We start from the raw sequence: 15,128 nt of genomic DNA, 5'->3' as shown, positions 1-15,128 counted from the left end.
CACATGGTGTCACCACCTCTTGTTCGTGTTCGACAGTTCGTATTCCACCGGCGTGAAGTCAACCTGGAATGGGTACGCCGGGGCGTCCGACGTTTTAAGAAGGAATCGCCCACGGCCAATGGGGGCCGCACTACCTCCCGTAATCGGGTCATACTCCCCAGGGGCATTCCACGATGAAACGAGGGCTTCCTCACGGAGTGAGAACGCCATGACAGATCTGAGCTCGCGGACCTCTTTGGGGGGAACACCGCCGATGAACAACATTTTCGATCGCTCAATAAACCCTTGGGCTTTCTGTCGATCAGAAACCGACGGTAACGCCTGAAAGTCTGCGACGGAGTGGGTGATCATAATTTGTCCGACACCCACAGTCCTGTTGAGGCGGGTGAGCGAATCGACGCGCTCGACCATGCCCGGTGAAGACCGAAGGATGCGCCATAGCTCATCCATGATGAGCTGATAGCGCTGCCGGGCAATCAGCCCCGTGTCGGCGAGCACCTGAGTGACCTCGACGGTGGCAAAACCGTATGACCAGCATGACAGTAGGACCGCTGCTTGCAGGTCTTCGTCGGCGTACATGAGCGATGAGACATCAAAAACGACAGAGGCATCCATGCGCATGGACACGGTCTTCTTCGCTGCGAACAGCGCGCCAAAACGCCCCATGAGCAGCGCCTGGAGTGAGGCCTCAAGTTCATTGGTCAACCGCTCATACTCCCCCGGCTTCCCTTTATCGAGGGCGGCCGCATGGAGCTGCTCAGGCCCCTCTTGGACAACCCGAAGAACATCGGCGAGAGTCGGCGTGCCAACGTATGTCTCCTCGAGGACACGGATAGCGGCATCAACAATCGTCTCCTCACGATCCGTGGGCGCCTGTCGACGAATGATCTGGATCAGCGAACACACCAGCTGCTTCTTGCGCTCGTGAGCCGCCTCCATTACCTCCTGGGCTTCGCGGACATACCCAGCAGCACGCAGCATCTCTGCCGCTTCACCAGCGTTCCCTCCATCAAGTGGATTCAGCCCGGTTTTTCCGTGTCCGATGGAAATGATCTGTCCGCCCAGAGCATCGATGACGTCAGCGTATTCACCTTTGACGTCTCCAACAACCATCGAATGAATACCGAATGCTTCAGCCCCCAGAACCATCCTTCTGATCAGTGAGGATTTTCCCAAACCATTCAGGCCCAGAACCATCGCAGACGGAGCAGAAATCAGCCCCTTCTGAAACCAACTAATCGGGTCGGCGCACACCGCGCCAGTCCCATCCGTCGCCCGTCCAAGTGGTACACCAACAGGTGGCGGGGTCCCACCCGCAACAAACGGATACAGGCCACACACCTGGACGCTCGTGCCACGATAGTCGTGAATGCGGGGAAGCGGCGTGACGCCGCCACCGCCGGGGCGGTTGAGATCCGCAACCGTTATCCTCATGCTCATATCGACCACACCTTTTGCCACGAAGGGACGACGCCCAGGGGAAGCGCGAGGGCAAACGCAGAATCCTGCGCTCCGTAGGCAGGCCGCATGCGCAACTTCGATGCGGACGCAAGCGACGTGATGGCCGCAGCCGTGTCGTCGAGGTCATCCCCCGTCACAGTCGCTGTCACCAGGACTGTGAAGTCCACGAGACCCGCACCGCTGGCTTCCTCCTGAGCGTTCTTCCTCGCGATTGCCACCTCGCGCGCGGCGCGCGCCGTAACTTTCTTCGACATGCCAGCCGCCGCCGCGGCCGTCGTCATATCGCGCTCAACGATGTCACCCGTCATGGCGGCATCAATCGGGCGAAGTAGCAGGGTGACGCGCTTGCGCTCAACATCCCGTGAAATCGACAGCAGCTTCGACAGCACACCCGATTGGACGACTCCCGTTGGCGCCTTGGTCATCAACCAGGTGCGTGACAATCCCGAATCATGACGGAACGAATCGAAGGAAGTATGGGCACCAACTGGGCCAGCGTCCTCCCAGTCCAATTCGACCTCCTGTCCAGCGGCTGTCGCTTCTTCGAAGAGCGGTTCGGATGCCGGGTCGTATGCCACGCGCACCAAGCGAGTCACGTCGGCGGCTGTGAGGAGGTGGGCAGGCCCCGTCCCGGCCGCCTCCAGCGAGTGCGTCAAGTAGGGCAGGCGTGTCCCGATCTCACGGGCTACCTGGTCGGTTGAGCGTTTCTTCACGCTCATGCGCTTCGTGTCGAAGGTGATGGTCACTGTGCAGCGCAGCTGCGCCGCGCCCGAGCGGTACTGCGAGACAGCGTCGCGCACAACGCTCAGTGCGATCGCCGGAGCGTTTGCGTCGAGGCGAGCGTTCACCTGGCGCTCAAGGGCGCCACCTGTATCGGGCACCGTCTCCACGCAGACACTGGCCTGGGCGACGCCGATTTCGCTCCCTAGGTCGGCAAGCCAGGCGCCCCAGTGTGCGACCTGCTGGTCGATGCGTTCCTGATCAACCAGAGCGATACCCGACGGAGCGACCCCCATAATGACGCTCACATGAGCGTTACCGTGGTGGATGAGGGCAAACGGTCGATCATACGAATCAACGTGCTCGCTGATACGCGATCCCGAAAGCAGGCCAGGAAGGCGCGCGCGCCCACCCGGGACAACACCGATCGGCCCGGACCTGTACACGGTGCGTCGAGCTCGACGACGCCGAGCAAACGACACACGCTCAACCATCTTGTCCCACACACTCACGCCATGGGCGTCTCTGATCTCCATCGCTCCCAAAACGGACAGCCCTGAAAGTAACAGAACAGCTGCGTGCGCGAGGCCAAGCGATCCATAGACGAGGATTGACACGATGAGCAGTGCCAGTAGCGCCATGGTCTGGAAGAAGCTCAGTTTGCCCAGGCCCGCTAGACGTGGGTGACGCCAGTTCCCATACGTACGGATCTGTGTCTCTGTTGCACCGATCGTGCTCATGCGTGTGCTCCTTCCGCACTGGTCTCAACCATGTCGCTGATGCCTTGTTGCGCTTGTGAAGCGCCTTCTGCGACGGCCTGCACGATGAGGGCGGCGCCGCCAGTAGCAGCTCCAGCAGCTGCACTACCGGCAGCGGCCCCACCTTCTGCCGCACCTGCAGCCGCACCACTGGCTGCACCGTTGCTTGCACCGGCGGCACCGCTTGAGCCCACCGCTCCGGCGTCGGGCGCAGCAGTAGCGCCTGACGGAGACCCCACTCCCCCTGTTCCACCGTCATGAGGTGACGGTGCCGGTGATGCATCTGCCGATACATGCCCCCTATGCACCACGTCGACCGCGCCCGAGGCTACCGTCGCTGCCCCTGTAGCCGCGCCGCCAACCCCGCCCATTGAGGAAGCAATCATCGCTCCCGTGGGCATGAGTAACCCCACGAGCGCAAACGGACACACGGCCGCGAAAACCATGAGCATGACACCAACAAGAAAAGAAACAAAACCGTCCAGACCACTCTCCGACGTCAGGAAAAGGATTGTTGTCGCATAAATGACTGATACAGCCAACTTGTAGAGGACAAGTCCTGAGAAGAAGCCCAGGATCTTCCCCGCCCACGCACGCCCCCATGACGTGCCAATCGTTGAAGCGATGATCGGCGCCAACCCCATAATCACCATAAGCAAAATCGATCGAATCCAGATCATCGCCATCTGAATGACGTTCGCGAGGATCCCCGCCAGCGCGAGCAGGAGAACAGGAACTGTACCACCCGGAACATGGGTACTCTCCCATAGAACCGGAATGATTCGTTTTCCAAACGTCTCTGCACTTTCTTCCGTGACAGTATCCAAGAGCCACACCGCCGTCTGGTCAAAGATACTAATGAGAGTTGATGCCAACGTAAGCCCTGCTCCCGAAATGACGACAACTGTGACAAGAGATTGTGCGACTTGGCGTAGCGAATCACCACGCCCCTCAATGATGACTTTAATTCCCGCACATATGAGGGACGCGATCATCACGGCAGCCAGGAGAAAGCGCAAGTAATCCTGCAGCTTATACGCTGGAGAAGACGTGACGAAGAGTGAGGGAACAGGCGCCTTCACCCACCACGTTCCCAGATTGAGGATGATTTCTCCGAGCGACTTTGTCACCTCATTGACAAAGTTTTCGAGCATCCCCATGCTAGTTCACGCTCCACGGGGTGATACGCGTTTTTGCTTCATCCGTGAGTTCACCGATTCCCCAGGCGTCAGGGGTTTCGGGGTAGACGACTTTCCAGTCTTTTACCCACGTCATGCGCAGTGGAATGGTCAGCGTCTTTGGATCGTCTCTGAGAGTAAAGGTATAGACAACAAGCACATTGTTCTCATCACGGATTTCGTAGTAGTAGCCCGTGATATGTGCTTCCTGCATGGAGTAGACACCGGACTGCGAGCGACTCGAGTCAAAAACCTTACCGGCGAGGGTGCCATCGGAATTATCTGCAAGGTCCATCGCGATCGAGTCGCGTCGTTCAGCATCCCATGTTGAATGCAGGAGGAAGTTCGCGCCCGCTGTGATCGCACCTTCAGCCGTATGTGAGTAGCAGTACGACAGATTTGTGCGATCCATAGTAGCGAATGGTCCAGCCTTAGTTGCAACCTCGACCGACCGACCTCCCTGTACAGTGCTCACGCGCGTCGCTCGAGGGGTTTGACCCAGCGGCAGCATATTGACCTCGTCGACGTAACATGGCTGCGAAATGTAGTCCATTCCGAGCACCCCCTCCGTGGGGGTCGGGGAGGGCATGAGCGATGGCGACGCACTCGGCGACGTCGTAATCACCGTTGGCCTGCCGGTCGGCAGGCCTGACTGATTCGACGGCTGCTTCATTGTAGAGCCGCGCATCGCCAGCCCAACTCCTAGACCAATCCCCATGGCCACAATGACAATGACAATCAGACCGGAGGCAATAACCCACGGGGATGCGAATGGGCTCCGTTCCCTTTCCTCATCATTATCGCTCATCACATCTCCTTTAGATAATAATCTGCCGGATAAGAATCGGTGCCGACAAGGCGATGAGAACACCGGCAATGGTCCACCCGATCTTTTCGACGGCTTCGCCACCAGCTCCAGGCCCTTGCCGGTTGTGGATGGCGATCATCGCGCCTGCGATTATCAGGCCGAGCACTCCGCAGATAATGCCAACCCACATGGCATTGCCCAGTATCTCTTTGACAGGACCCACCAGCCCTTCAATGATCTTCGGCTTCACGTCGGGAACAACCGACGTGTCAGTCCCGAGTAACGTAGCCAGTCGAGTCGAAATCATCATCCGAGTATCCTTTCGGTCCATGCCGCCACGGTGGCGGCGATCTTGTTGATACGGCGCGAATGATCGGCATTCACGTCGTTTTCCTTGGCGAAGCGCCAGTGTGCCTGCCACGGAACGAATACACAATGCGGGAATGCGCCCGACGTGATCTGTAGTTGATCACGGAGCTCACGAGGGAGACGCCCGGGGGCATCAGCCCCAACAACGAGGCCGACAAGTTGCCCGGGGAGGGCACCCGACGCCCACTCGATAGCCACGTCCTGCGCGGCACGCAGCCCCGCCGCAGTTGAGCGGCAACAGACCACGATGCTCAAAAGTCGCGTTGGGTTGACGTGCTGCGGCCACGCAGCACCAGCATCACCGGCACCAAGCAGATGCGCCCAGGTCGAGGTTCCTGCACCGCCGTGGGCACCCACGATCCACAGGAGGGGCGCGCCATCGACGGTGGAGCGCCGGATGTGCCGACGAACGGTAAGCCCATCGACGCCCGGCGCCCACGGGCGCGCAGCGACCACAGCGGGCGGGGGTGGAATCGGCACAGACGAACCTTTAGGGGCCTGCCACGATTCTTGTGCAGGTGAGGTCAGACCTAGATCCGGATAAGACGACATGTGCGCTCCTCTCACTACGCCCTATCCGTCAGCACGTACACGCACATCGACGTGCACGCTGACGACCAGCCAAGATGGCATCATTAATACAGATTGTTTGACACCTCCTGGAGCACCCCGCATGAACCACAACTCCCAGCCTGAACGTCTCCAATACTGGGCCGTCACCTTCGACGGCCGCCCTCCCGGCGCCGGTGGCCAGCTCAACACCGCAGGATGGCCCTCAACTGATCGCGCCTACGCGATCGCACAAGCCATCGACAAAGCGATGCGCCAAGGCATCGACATGTCCCAAATGCGTGTCTTCCAGCGCCTCGAGATAACCGTCAAGAGTGAATGGGCCGAAGACGACGCCACCATCGACGACCAAGAACTCATTGACGACATCATCAAAGACATTCAGCAGATCGACGGCCATACATTTCCTGACCAACTATAAAAACCCCGATAATCCAACGAAAGTGGAGCTACCTGACACTTTTGACAGGCACCTCAATCACACCCATGTGACCTACGCAATAAGCAATGTCTTGCGCCACGCGGCTGCGACGACAGCGGCCTGTTCAGCCAGCGATTTCTGATCAGCATCGAGAGCATTCAATACCGTCCCACGCCGTGACCCAACCAGGAGAGTCATCCACGCGCGCGCAGCTGTAGGACTCACCCCGAGAGAGGCGAGCGTGGCGTCGCGCGCAGCCATCGTGTGAGCATTCGCGACCGAAACATGAGCAGCGATCTGCGCGATACGCACACTGCCCGCCCACGCGAGGGTCGACGGCATACCTGCCTCACGCAACGCGTCAATGACGCGCACGAAAGGTCCCGTCAGCTCATCAATCCCCACATACAGCTCCCCGGCCCCACCGGCGAGGGAAGAACCCCCTTCGGGGACAACGCCCTCGATGGTCACTGCGTTGCGATCCTCTAGGCTTGCCAACGACTCCTCTGCAACTGCGCACTCCACGGCCCGCGACCAGACCGCCCACGGGCGGCGGGCGCGAATCATCGACGCGGCGGACGCGCGCGCCTCCAACCATGCCAACGTCAAGACATCAGCCAAAGCATTCGACACCGTCTCCCCCTCGAAACGCGCTTGTCGCACCGCGAGGCGTCCAAATTGCTTGGGGCCATGCTCCAGTAACGTCACAGCTAACCGGCTCGCACCTTGCCCAACCCAGCCCGCCTGACAGGCCTCAACGAGGACTGCGCGCAGCCCCTCATTGTCATCCGGGTCAACCGCGCCCCCAGTGAAGACATCGACGACGACACCCAGGCCCTGCATCCGATCACGGGTTCGCTCCACGGCAACTGCGGGGTCACGGACCAGCTGGAATCGTGACGGCGCGCGATGCCCCGCCTCTCGGCGCTCCTCACGCACGATCAGCGCACGATCCTCTAGCTCCGCTAGACCACGCCACACCGTCCGGCGAGATCGATCTGTCATCTCGGCCAACCAGCTGATCTCCACAATCGCGGCCCCACGATCATCCGCTAAGGAAGCCAGCTCACGCAAACACGCGCGGGCCGAAGCCCCTAAACCTCGCTGAGCTCGGGCCCATGCAGGCCAAGACAAGACCACATCCACCATCTCAGGCCACCTCCCCGTCTACATGCTCAGCAATCACGCGACCCGCGATCTGCTCACCAGATGCCGCGAGAACCTCCAGCAGCACTGACGGCGACGGCTTCCCTCCTTGAGGGTTCTCACGACGCCACGCATCCGCAAGAGCCTGCTGAACCGCAAGTTCAACCACTGCGCACCGAGCGGGCGACAACCCCGGAGCCATCTCCTTCGCCAGGTCATGAATCCGCATGTGCAACAACGACGGAGCCGTCTGCGCCACGCGCTCATCCTCGGCGGCAGCTCGCTCGGCCTCAAGGCGTTCACGCTCACGCGCGGCAGCTGCAGCCTGAGCTCGAGGAGACTCCCCCACAGCCACCAGACGACGCAGCCGCGAAGCCACAAAACCCGACATCCGAGCAACGCGATCAGGCAACGGCGAATCCAGCAACCGCTTGATCTCCCCTGGCGTCCATCCGGCATCCAGCCGTTCGCGCAGCAAATCAACGACGAGGCCAAGACCCCGCGCGTCCATCACCCGCATCGGCTCAGGTACACACGCCGCCAAAATCGCCAGATCGGCTTCTGAGGCACTTTCAGCACCACGATCAGCCTCAGACTTCGGACTTCTACGGGGCTTCTGAGGGCCTCTGCGACCCTCTGGGGGCACTGATGTCGCCACCGGCGACGCAGGCTCCCCCTCGGCAGCCACTCGATCGGCGAAGCCGGTCCCCAACCCAACCGAACCTTCAACCACAGGGGGTGGGGGGGTTAGGTTTGGTGGTTCTATTGATGGTTCTTTCCTATAAGTAATGGTCGCAGACGTCTGCTCCTGTGAACGACGTGAATTTGCCACTGTGTCCTCACTGGCGCAGATACTGCCACTGTGAGACTTTCGTTGATATTCCAACGATTCCGTCACAGACGCAGAATCTGCGCTTGTGGCCTCGCGCATGTCGATACGCAGCTCTGGATGAATCCGATAGACCGTGCCACGACGATGCTTATGCTCACCCGTACGCGAGCATGATTCGGACGTGCACCACTCGTAGCGCGCCTCGCGAGTCAGTGCCCCGCACGCTTCCAACTCCTTGAAGTAACCACTCAGCGCGCGTGTCGAGCACTCCACACGGCTAATGAGACGCTCTCGCGACACCCACGTCACATCCTGCTCGTTAGCGAACTCCGCCAACGAGATCAACACGATCTTCGCGCCAACCGAGATCCCACGAACCCTATCCAACGCCCAAGCGACACCGTAGATGCTCACAATGAGTCACCTCCCTGCCCCGCCCAAACCAGGTAGCGGAACATCCGGCACCGACGACTCGCTATCAGGATCAACAGTCCTGTACATCGCCTCGATATCCGCAGGGTCAAACAGAATTCGCCGCGACGGCGTCACCACATGCCGAACACGCCCCGACTTCGCCCACCGCCGCAGAGTGTCCGGAGAAACACCTACAAGCTTGGCAGCCTCGCCAGAACTGATAAGCTGTTGCATTTTTTGCAGTGTCATACCGTATATGATGCATCCATACAGTGTTACCGTCAAGAGATATCATTGCAGTTTCTGCAGCGTTTGTGTACTATTGCAGCATGACAACAATGAAGGTTCAACACGGACTAGCGCCCGACGAAGCGATCGGCATGACAATCAATCAACACTTGTTTGCGCGCAAGATGTCTGGCAATAGTTTTGGGCCAGTTATCGGGGTTTCCGGAGCCACAGTGAGTCGCAAGCTGCGAGGAAACGTCGGCTGGTCGGTGACAGAACTACTAACTGCCGCCAGCTTCTTTGGCATCGAGCCCGCAGACCTCATGCCCACCCCAGACGGAATGGGCGGATGGATCCCCGCACCCTTCAAATCTGCCAGGCGTCGAGATGTCGACGCATTGGTGCCCCAAGTCGGGCTTGAACCGACGACCCACGGATTATGAGTCCGCTGCTCTGACCGACTGAGCTATTGGGGCGGTGCCATCCTATCGGAGGAACGCGAGCCTCTTCCACCGACACTTCGCCTTGATCTGTCGATCACGCTACAGCGACATAGGACCTTAGTCGAGCCTAAGGTGGTTTTACAAGGCCGCAGCCAATCAATTTAAGGAGATGGCATGAACGTAGCGGAACAGATCGTGAACCAGCTTGTTGATGCAGGGGTACACCGGATCTACGGCATTGTCGGCGACTCGCTCAACCCCATCGTTGACGCCGTGCGCAAGACAGGCGGCTCAAAGAAGGGCGGCATCGACTGGATCCACGTGCGCCACGAGGAGGCGGCGGCGTTCGCAGCGTCGGCCGAAGCTCAGCTCACCGGCAAGCTCGCCGTGTGCGCAGGCTCGTGCGGCCCGGGCAACCTGCACCTCATCAACGGCCTGTACGACGCGAACCGCACGGGCGCGCCCGTCCTGGCCATTGCCTCGCACATCCCGAGCGTGCAGATCGGCACGACGTACTTCCAGGAGACCCACCCGGACCGCATTTTCGAGGAATGCTCGGTCTACAACGAACTCATCTCCTCCGCGGCGCAGTCGCCGCGCACGGTGAACTCGGCGATCCGTCACGCGGTCGGCCTGGGCGGCGTCTCGGTCATCACTCTGCCCGGCGACGTCTCCGACCTCAAGGCCGTCGATCACATTCCCACCTACGCGCCCGCGCGCCCCGCGACGCTGGCTCCCAACGCCGCCGACATCGAAGAGGCCGCAGCCCTCCTGAACAAGGCCGACAAGGTCGCTATCTTCGCTGGCGCCGGCGTCGAGGGAGCTCACGACGAGGTCATCGCCCTGGCGGATGCACTCAAGGCACCGATCGGCCACTCGCTGCGCGGCAAGCACTTCATCCAGTATGACAACCCCTTCGACGTGGGTATGACGGGCCTACTGGGCTACGGTGCGGCCGCTGAGGGCATGAACGACGCCGACGTGCTGATTCTGCTGGGCACTGACTTCCCCTACGACCAGTTCCTGCCGTCCACACCGACCATTCAGGTGGACACGCACGCCGAGAAGCTGGGCCGCCGCACGGACGTTGGCCTCGCGATTCACGCACAGGTCAAGCCCTTCATCGAGGCGCTCCTCCCCCACCTGCGCGCTGGCCGCTCTGATTCCTTCCTGAAGTCCAAGATCAAGAAGCACTCGGAGATCATGCACGCTCCCGTCGGCGCCTACACACGCAACGTGGAGAAGATGCATCCGATCCACCCCGAGTACGCCGCCCACCTCCTCAACGAGACGGCCGCGAAGGACGCGATTTTCACCGCTGACACAGGCATGTGCAACGTGTGGACCGCCCGCTACATCGATCCCCTCGGCACGCGCCGCCTCATCGGTTCACTGCTGCACGGGTCGATGGCAAACGCCCTGCCGATGGCACTGGGCGCTCAGGTTGCCTACCCGGATCGCCAGGTCGTGTCTGTGTCGGGAGACGGCGGCCTCTCGATGCTGCTCGGCGAGCTCATCACCGCGAAGATGTACGACCTGCCGGTCAAGGTGGTTGTCTTCAACAATTCGACGCTTGGCATGGTGAAGCTAGAGATGCTGGTCAACGGCCTCCCGGACTTCCAGACGGACGTTCCGGATACGAATTACGCGGAGATCGCCCGCGCAATTGGCTTCCACGCGGAGCGCGTCGAGGACGCGTCACGTCTGGAGGATGCGTACCGCGAGGCGTTCGCAGCGCCCGGCCCCGCCCTCGTTGAGGTCATCACGGATCCGAACGCGCTCTCGCTTCCGCCGGCCATCACGGGTGGCCAGGTCGTCGGTTTCGCGACCGCAATGAGCAAGATTGTCCTCAACCGCGGCATCGCTGAGGCCTTCTCGATGGCCACCTCCAACATGCGCAACATCCCGCGCCTGTAGGTCATTCACATCTCCGGAGACGAGGCCGGGGCTGGGTCACCACACGACCTGGCCCCGGCCTCGTTTTTCATGGCTAAAACCCGCATTTTAACAACATTCTTTTTTCTAAAAAAATGGTTTTTACCCTCTCAAAGAGAGCTAGACAAGCTCATAACTTGTAGTCACTTGCAACACTTTACGTTTTGACAGCTATTTTTGCGCGCATTTCCCCTCTAATCTACGAAGCGTTCTATCGCTCACGTCACACAGGAGGAACCCCCATGCACGCGCTCGCAGCAATGGCTAGCGCAGCCGGTGCCGTCGACCTCGATACTTTTCCCGCTTGGCTGAGGATCACCCACTTCATCAACTTCATCATGATGGGCTTCCTCATCCGCTCCGGCTGGGAGGTCCTCGCATCGCACCCACGTCTGTACTGGAACAATCACTGCACGCCCGGATCCGAGTGGCTCAAGTTCACGAAGGACAAGGTGTCGACCGTTCCCGGCGAGTTCACGGCACGCGACGACCAGCGCAACCTCCACCCGCTCATCTCCCTGCCCGGACGCGGACAGATCGGCCTGGGCCGCGCGTGGCACGCGCTCGTCACGGCCATCTGGCTCGTCAACGGATTCGTGTACGTCGTTCTCCTCTTCGGGACTGGCCAGTGGCGTCGCATCGTCCCCACCTCGTGGTCCATCTTCCCCGAGGCCTGGGAGAGCGCAAAGATCTACATGGGTCTGCAGATTCCCTCTATCGAGCACTTCCAGCCCTATGACGCCCTCCAGAAGCTCATGTACTTCACGGTCGTCTTCATCGTCGCGCCCCTCATGATCGCGACCGGCCCCATCATGTCCCCCACGTTCGCGGGACGCTTCCCCGGGTATGTCAAGATCTTCCGCAACCGCCAGACGGCGCGTTCGATCCACTTCCTCGGCATGGCGTTCTACTGCTTCTTCGTTGTCATGCACGTCGCGCTCGTGTTCATCGTCCACCCGAAGTACAACATCGCGCACATGATGCTCGGCGAAAACTACGACGACATCTCGGCAGCGCAATTCGCTCAGGCTGTCACCATGCTGATTATCGGCATCGTCGTGGCCATCGCCCTGTGGATCGGAGCCTCCTACTGGTCCCTGTCGAACCTGCGCCGCACCCAGCGCTGGATCTGGGGTGCCACGCAGCCGATTCGCGCGCTCACGATCGACCGCCTGAAGTCGCGTCAGGTCGCGAAGAAGACCTTCACCGAGGACGACATTTCCCCGTTCCACTGGGTCAACACGCGCCCGCCGACAAAGGAGCAGTCCGAGGAGTACATCGCCCTGCGCGAGGACGACTTCAAAGACTTCCGACTCGAAATCGGAGGCCTGGTCGAGGAGGAAAAGTCTTTCTCCATCGATGAGCTGAAGGCCCTGGGTAAAGTCACGAACATTACGATGCACACCTGCATGCAGGGATGGACGGGCATCGCGAAGTGGGAGGGCATCCGCCTCAAGGACCTCCTCGAGCAGGTCACGCCCACGGAAGGCGCGCACTACCTGATGGTCACCTCATTCGGACACGTCGGACACACCTACGACGGGCGCCCGACCGAGCCCTACTACGAGTGCATCGACCCGTCGATGATCGACGACGACGAGTGCATCCTCGCCTGGGGCATGAACGACGAGCCTCTGCCCGAGGTCTACGGCGGCCCTCTACGCCTGCGCGCCGATTCCCAGCACGGCTACAAGATGGTCAAGTGGGTGCGCCGCCTGGAGTGGATCCACGACTACCACGACGTGGGCGACGGCCAGGGCGGCTCACGAGAGGATTCGGGCCTGCAGCACTACGACGCTCGCGCCTGATTCCCCCGCCTTCGAGCGGTACCACGCCTCCCTCCTCGTCTCCACGCATGCGAATGCGGGCGCGAGGTGAGAGGCGCGGTCTATGCGTACCTGCGGGCGATCGCCATGGCCTCGGGCACGTAGGAGCGCCCGAAGACGGCGCAGTGGATCATGATGATGTGCATCTGGTGGAGGGCGAAGCGCTCGCGCCAGCCGTCCTCCAGGGGCGAGGCCTCGTTGTAGGCGGCGAGGATCCGCTCGTAGTGCGGGCAGCCGAAGACGGCGAGGGCCGCGAGGTCCTCCTCGGCGTGGCCGCCCTGCGCTGCGGGGTCGATGAGGAACGCGCCATCGGGGGTCCACATGACGTTGCCGCTCCACAGGTCGCCGTGGGTGCGGGCGGCGCCGATGTTGTTGTGGCGGTTTTTCGCGTCTTCTACGAGGTACGGCTGGCCATGGTCCAGCGCCCCCGATTCGAGGCGCTCGCAGAGTTTTTCGATGCGCGCGCGTTCTGTGGCCGTGAAGGTGCGGTCGTCGGCGTAGGGGGCGATGCGCTCGCGCGCGTAGAAGGCACCCCAGGATTTACCGTGGGACGAGGCCGGGGCCGGGCTCGGGTGGGCGGGTAGCGACAGGTGGGCCTCCCCCATCCAGCCATCCCCCTCGAAGCCGGGCGGCGGCGCACCCAGGTGGCTGGCGCCGGCGGCATGCGTGTGGGCGAGGGCGCGGCCGAAGTCTTCGGCCGCCTTGGGAGTTGGGGCGACGGAGACCAAGCGGTGCTCCTCGAGCCACGTCACGCCGTAATCGAGCACGGGCACGACGGCGGCCCCGGGGTCCGAGGCCTCGGCGAGCCACGCGAGCCCAGCCACCTCGTAGGCGATTCGCCCGCGGCGGCTATCCGCTTTCCTGATGGTGTCCATCGTGTGTGGCCTCCTGTCCACGTGGAAGCTGCGGCGCTCCCCCTGTTTGTGGCGCATCAGCGCGAGACGGCTCAACGATATCAAGGGTCGTTCGGGGCAGAGGCAACTCCTCCGACACGCAGCGTCGTTGCAGGTCGGCCAGCCAACAGCGCAGGTTAACGCTCGGAATAGCGGGTTCACGCGCAAACAACGCGCCCCATCAGCAGCCGATTTGCCCAAAACGCAGACCACCTCACCTACAAGAGCCCATTTTCAACGTATTTCACCGAGGTGGTCTGCGTTTTGGGCACCAACCCTCGTGAGTCATGGCTTGCACACCATTGATCGGGGGGAATTGCATCATTAGAGATCCGACACGCCGGCGACACGCCGATAGCCGCCTTCTAATGCTGCAAAACCCCCACGGCCGACGGCGCGGCAAGCACGCGAGGACAGACCTGGGCCCATGCGGATAGGTTGGCTGGATGCCTATAACCTAACCGCGTACGCAGCAGGTTTCGCCGATCTGGAGGGCAGCGGCACACGGGACGGCCTGTCCTCAGTGCCTGTGGAGGGGTTCGGGGCCTGATGACGGTGCCGGAGGGCGCGACAAAATTCGCCCTGCACGAGCCATACGTCCCCGCTTCCGGTACAAAAATCGCCCTGCACACCCCTCCTCATTGCATGTGCGGTATAAAACTCGCCCTGCTCGCTCGAAATGGCCCGTTTTGGCGAGTTTCGTGCGTGCAGGGCGAACTTTGTACCGCTTTGGCCACCAACAACCCGAGCAGGGCGAACTTTGTACCGCATACAAGGTGGATGCGGAGCCAGTCGACACAACCGCACACCAAGTGCCGCCGGTATGGAGGGTGCCGGAGGGACCGAAGGGCCAGACCGCGGTGCCCGTGAGCGGTGGCAGGGCCAGACCGCGGTCCCGGTGGGCGGTGGCGGGGCCTGGCCGGTCTTCGAGCCGACGCGCAACACCATCAGTACACCAGGTACCGCCGGTGTGAAGGGCGCCGGAGGGTCCGGAGGGCCAGGCTGCGGTGCCCATGGGCGGCGGCTGTGCCTGGCCTGGCTTCGAGACACCAGCTGCCGCCGGTGTGGAGGGCGCCGGATAGCCTGGCCGCGGTGCCGGTGGGTGGAGGCAGGGCCAGGGCGGGCC

15 protein-coding genes and 1 tRNA gene are annotated in these 15,128 nt (G+C 61.5%); 5 read left to right on the top strand and 11 right to left on the bottom strand.

Annotated features, from left to right (window positions below):
* Nucleotides 1–9 precede the first annotated feature (9 nt).
* From HMPREF1137_RS09100 to HMPREF1137_RS10185, 6 genes are read right to left on the bottom strand one after another with little or no spacing between them, the layout of a single operon-like run.
* Nucleotides 10–1,440 (bottom strand): putative type IV secretion/conjugal transfer ATPase, encoded by a 1,431-nt coding sequence (locus tag HMPREF1137_RS09100; RefSeq protein ID WP_009054715.1) that lies wholly within the window; start codon nucleotides 1,438–1,440, stop codon nucleotides 10–12.
* Nucleotides 1,437–2,921, bottom strand: a complete 1,485-nt coding sequence (locus HMPREF1137_RS09095) for an SCO6880 family protein (protein WP_009054655.1) — start codon at nucleotides 2,919–2,921, stop codon at nucleotides 1,437–1,439. The genes HMPREF1137_RS09100 and HMPREF1137_RS09095 overlap by 4 nt, the downstream gene beginning before the upstream one ends.
* Nucleotides 2,918–4,099, bottom strand: a complete 1,182-nt coding sequence (locus tag HMPREF1137_RS09090; RefSeq protein WP_009054705.1) for a TrbL/VirB6 family protein — start codon at nucleotides 4,097–4,099, stop codon at nucleotides 2,918–2,920. Before HMPREF1137_RS09090 ends, HMPREF1137_RS09095 begins: the two co-directional genes overlap by 4 nt.
* 1 nt (nucleotide 4,100) lies before the next feature.
* Nucleotides 4,101–4,925: a DUF8175 domain-containg protein gene (locus HMPREF1137_RS09085; RefSeq protein WP_009054727.1), complete on the bottom strand. Its 825-nt coding sequence runs from the start codon at nucleotides 4,923–4,925 to the stop codon at nucleotides 4,101–4,103.
* Nucleotides 4,926–4,935: 10 nt separating this feature from the next.
* Nucleotides 4,936–5,235, bottom strand: a complete 300-nt coding sequence (locus HMPREF1137_RS09080; protein ID WP_009054690.1) for a hypothetical protein — start codon at nucleotides 5,233–5,235, stop codon at nucleotides 4,936–4,938.
* Nucleotides 5,232–5,774 (bottom strand): DUF6668 family protein, encoded by a 543-nt coding sequence (locus HMPREF1137_RS10185; protein ID WP_009054703.1) that lies wholly within the window; start codon nucleotides 5,772–5,774, stop codon nucleotides 5,232–5,234. Before HMPREF1137_RS10185 ends, HMPREF1137_RS09080 begins: the two co-directional genes overlap by 4 nt.
* A 193-nt stretch (nucleotides 5,775–5,967) precedes the next feature.
* Here HMPREF1137_RS10185 and HMPREF1137_RS09075 point away from each other — a divergent pair, with 193 nt between their 5' ends.
* Complete coding sequence (locus tag HMPREF1137_RS09075; RefSeq protein ID WP_009054701.1) at nucleotides 5,968–6,285, top strand: hypothetical protein; 318 nt, start codon at nucleotides 5,968–5,970, stop codon at nucleotides 6,283–6,285.
* A gap of 72 nt (nucleotides 6,286–6,357) precedes the next feature.
* Here the strand turns inward: HMPREF1137_RS09075 and HMPREF1137_RS10590 are convergent, their stop codons facing one another.
* Nucleotides 6,358–6,918 carry a hypothetical protein gene (locus tag HMPREF1137_RS10590; RefSeq protein ID WP_231284105.1) on the bottom strand — a complete coding sequence of 187 codons (561 nt, stop codon included), beginning with the start codon at nucleotides 6,916–6,918 and terminating at the stop codon, nucleotides 6,358–6,360.
* A 93-nt stretch (nucleotides 6,919–7,011) separates the two neighbouring features.
* On the opposite strand from HMPREF1137_RS10590, the gene HMPREF1137_RS10585 reads away from it, so the two are divergent.
* Nucleotides 7,012–7,185 carry a hypothetical protein gene (locus tag HMPREF1137_RS10585; protein ID WP_231284103.1) on the top strand — a complete coding sequence of 58 codons (174 nt, stop codon included), beginning with the start codon at nucleotides 7,012–7,014 and terminating at the stop codon, nucleotides 7,183–7,185.
* 250 nt (nucleotides 7,186–7,435) lie between these two features.
* On the opposite strand, the gene HMPREF1137_RS09065 is transcribed toward HMPREF1137_RS10585, so the two are convergent.
* Complete coding sequence (locus tag HMPREF1137_RS09065) at nucleotides 7,436–7,942, bottom strand: hypothetical protein (protein ID WP_009054745.1); 507 nt, start codon at nucleotides 7,940–7,942, stop codon at nucleotides 7,436–7,438.
* Between the two features lie 741 nt (nucleotides 7,943–8,683).
* Nucleotides 8,684–8,911, bottom strand: coding sequence for a helix-turn-helix domain-containing protein (locus HMPREF1137_RS10670; RefSeq protein ID WP_155835419.1), 228 nt, complete (start codon nucleotides 8,909–8,911; stop codon nucleotides 8,684–8,686).
* A gap of 95 nt (nucleotides 8,912–9,006) precedes the next feature.
* Between HMPREF1137_RS10670 and HMPREF1137_RS10665 the strand changes: the two genes are divergently transcribed.
* On the top strand, nucleotides 9,007–9,348 hold the full coding sequence (locus HMPREF1137_RS10665) for a helix-turn-helix domain-containing protein (protein WP_155835418.1): 342 nt from the start codon (nucleotides 9,007–9,009) through the stop codon (nucleotides 9,346–9,348).
* Here HMPREF1137_RS10665 and HMPREF1137_RS09055 read toward each other — a convergent pair.
* Nucleotides 9,305–9,381, bottom strand: a tRNA-Ile gene (locus HMPREF1137_RS09055). The two genes, HMPREF1137_RS10665 and HMPREF1137_RS09055, sit on opposite strands and share 44 nt — an antisense overlap.
* Before the next feature lie 141 nt (nucleotides 9,382–9,522).
* Here HMPREF1137_RS09055 and HMPREF1137_RS09050 point away from each other — a divergent pair.
* Nucleotides 9,523–11,265: a pyruvate dehydrogenase gene (locus HMPREF1137_RS09050; RefSeq protein ID WP_009054712.1), complete on the top strand. Its 1,743-nt coding sequence runs from the start codon at nucleotides 9,523–9,525 to the stop codon at nucleotides 11,263–11,265.
* Nucleotides 11,266–11,525: 260 nt separating this feature from the next.
* On the top strand, nucleotides 11,526–13,091 hold the full coding sequence (locus tag HMPREF1137_RS09045) for a molybdopterin-dependent oxidoreductase (protein WP_009054707.1): 1,566 nt from the start codon (nucleotides 11,526–11,528) through the stop codon (nucleotides 13,089–13,091).
* Between the two features lie 80 nt (nucleotides 13,092–13,171).
* Here HMPREF1137_RS09045 and HMPREF1137_RS09040 read toward each other — a convergent pair whose 3' ends face one another.
* The gene (locus tag HMPREF1137_RS09040) at nucleotides 13,172–13,984 is read right to left on the bottom strand and encodes a fructosamine kinase family protein (RefSeq protein ID WP_009054731.1); all 813 of its coding nucleotides are present in this window, start codon (nucleotides 13,982–13,984) and stop codon (nucleotides 13,172–13,174) included.
* Nucleotides 13,985–15,128: the final 1,144 nt, after the last annotated feature.

The sequence above is a fragment of the Actinomyces sp. ICM39 genome, assembly GCF_000282935.1.
Lineage (GTDB): Bacteria > Actinomycetota > Actinomycetes > Actinomycetales > Actinomycetaceae > Pauljensenia > Pauljensenia odontolytica_B.
The sequence above is the reverse complement of the archived record's forward strand: the minus strand, read 5'-3'. Positions and strand labels throughout refer to the sequence as shown.

Excerpts from the sequence above, each read along its gene's own strand:
- HMPREF1137_RS10670 (WP_155835419.1), bottom strand. The coding sequence starts at position 8,911 with ATGCAACAGCTTATCAGTTCTGGCGAGGCTGCCAAGCTTGTAGGTGTT.
- HMPREF1137_RS09100 (WP_009054715.1), bottom strand. The coding sequence starts at position 1,440 with ATGAGCATGAGGATAACGGTTGCGGATCTCAACCGCCCCGGCGGTGGC.
- HMPREF1137_RS09050 (WP_009054712.1), top strand. The coding sequence starts at position 9,523 with ATGAACGTAGCGGAACAGATCGTGAACCAGCTTGTTGATGCAGGGGTA.
- HMPREF1137_RS09095 (WP_009054655.1), bottom strand. The coding sequence starts at position 2,921 with ATGAGCACGATCGGTGCAACAGAGACACAGATCCGTACGTATGGGAAC.
- HMPREF1137_RS09045 (WP_009054707.1), top strand. The coding sequence starts at position 11,526 with ATGCACGCGCTCGCAGCAATGGCTAGCGCAGCCGGTGCCGTCGACCTC.
- HMPREF1137_RS09090 (WP_009054705.1), bottom strand. The coding sequence starts at position 4,099 with ATGGGGATGCTCGAAAACTTTGTCAATGAGGTGACAAAGTCGCTCGGA.
- HMPREF1137_RS09085 (WP_009054727.1), bottom strand. The coding sequence starts at position 4,925 with ATGAGCGATAATGATGAGGAAAGGGAACGGAGCCCATTCGCATCCCCG.
- HMPREF1137_RS09040 (WP_009054731.1), bottom strand. The coding sequence starts at position 13,984 with ATGGACACCATCAGGAAAGCGGATAGCCGCCGCGGGCGAATCGCCTAC.
- HMPREF1137_RS09075 (WP_009054701.1), top strand. The coding sequence starts at position 5,968 with ATGAACCACAACTCCCAGCCTGAACGTCTCCAATACTGGGCCGTCACC.
- HMPREF1137_RS09080 (WP_009054690.1), bottom strand. The coding sequence starts at position 5,235 with ATGATGATTTCGACTCGACTGGCTACGTTACTCGGGACTGACACGTCG.
- HMPREF1137_RS09065 (WP_009054745.1), bottom strand. The coding sequence starts at position 7,942 with ATGGACGCGCGGGGTCTTGGCCTCGTCGTTGATTTGCTGCGCGAACGG.
- HMPREF1137_RS10665 (WP_155835418.1), top strand. The coding sequence starts at position 9,007 with ATGACAACAATGAAGGTTCAACACGGACTAGCGCCCGACGAAGCGATC.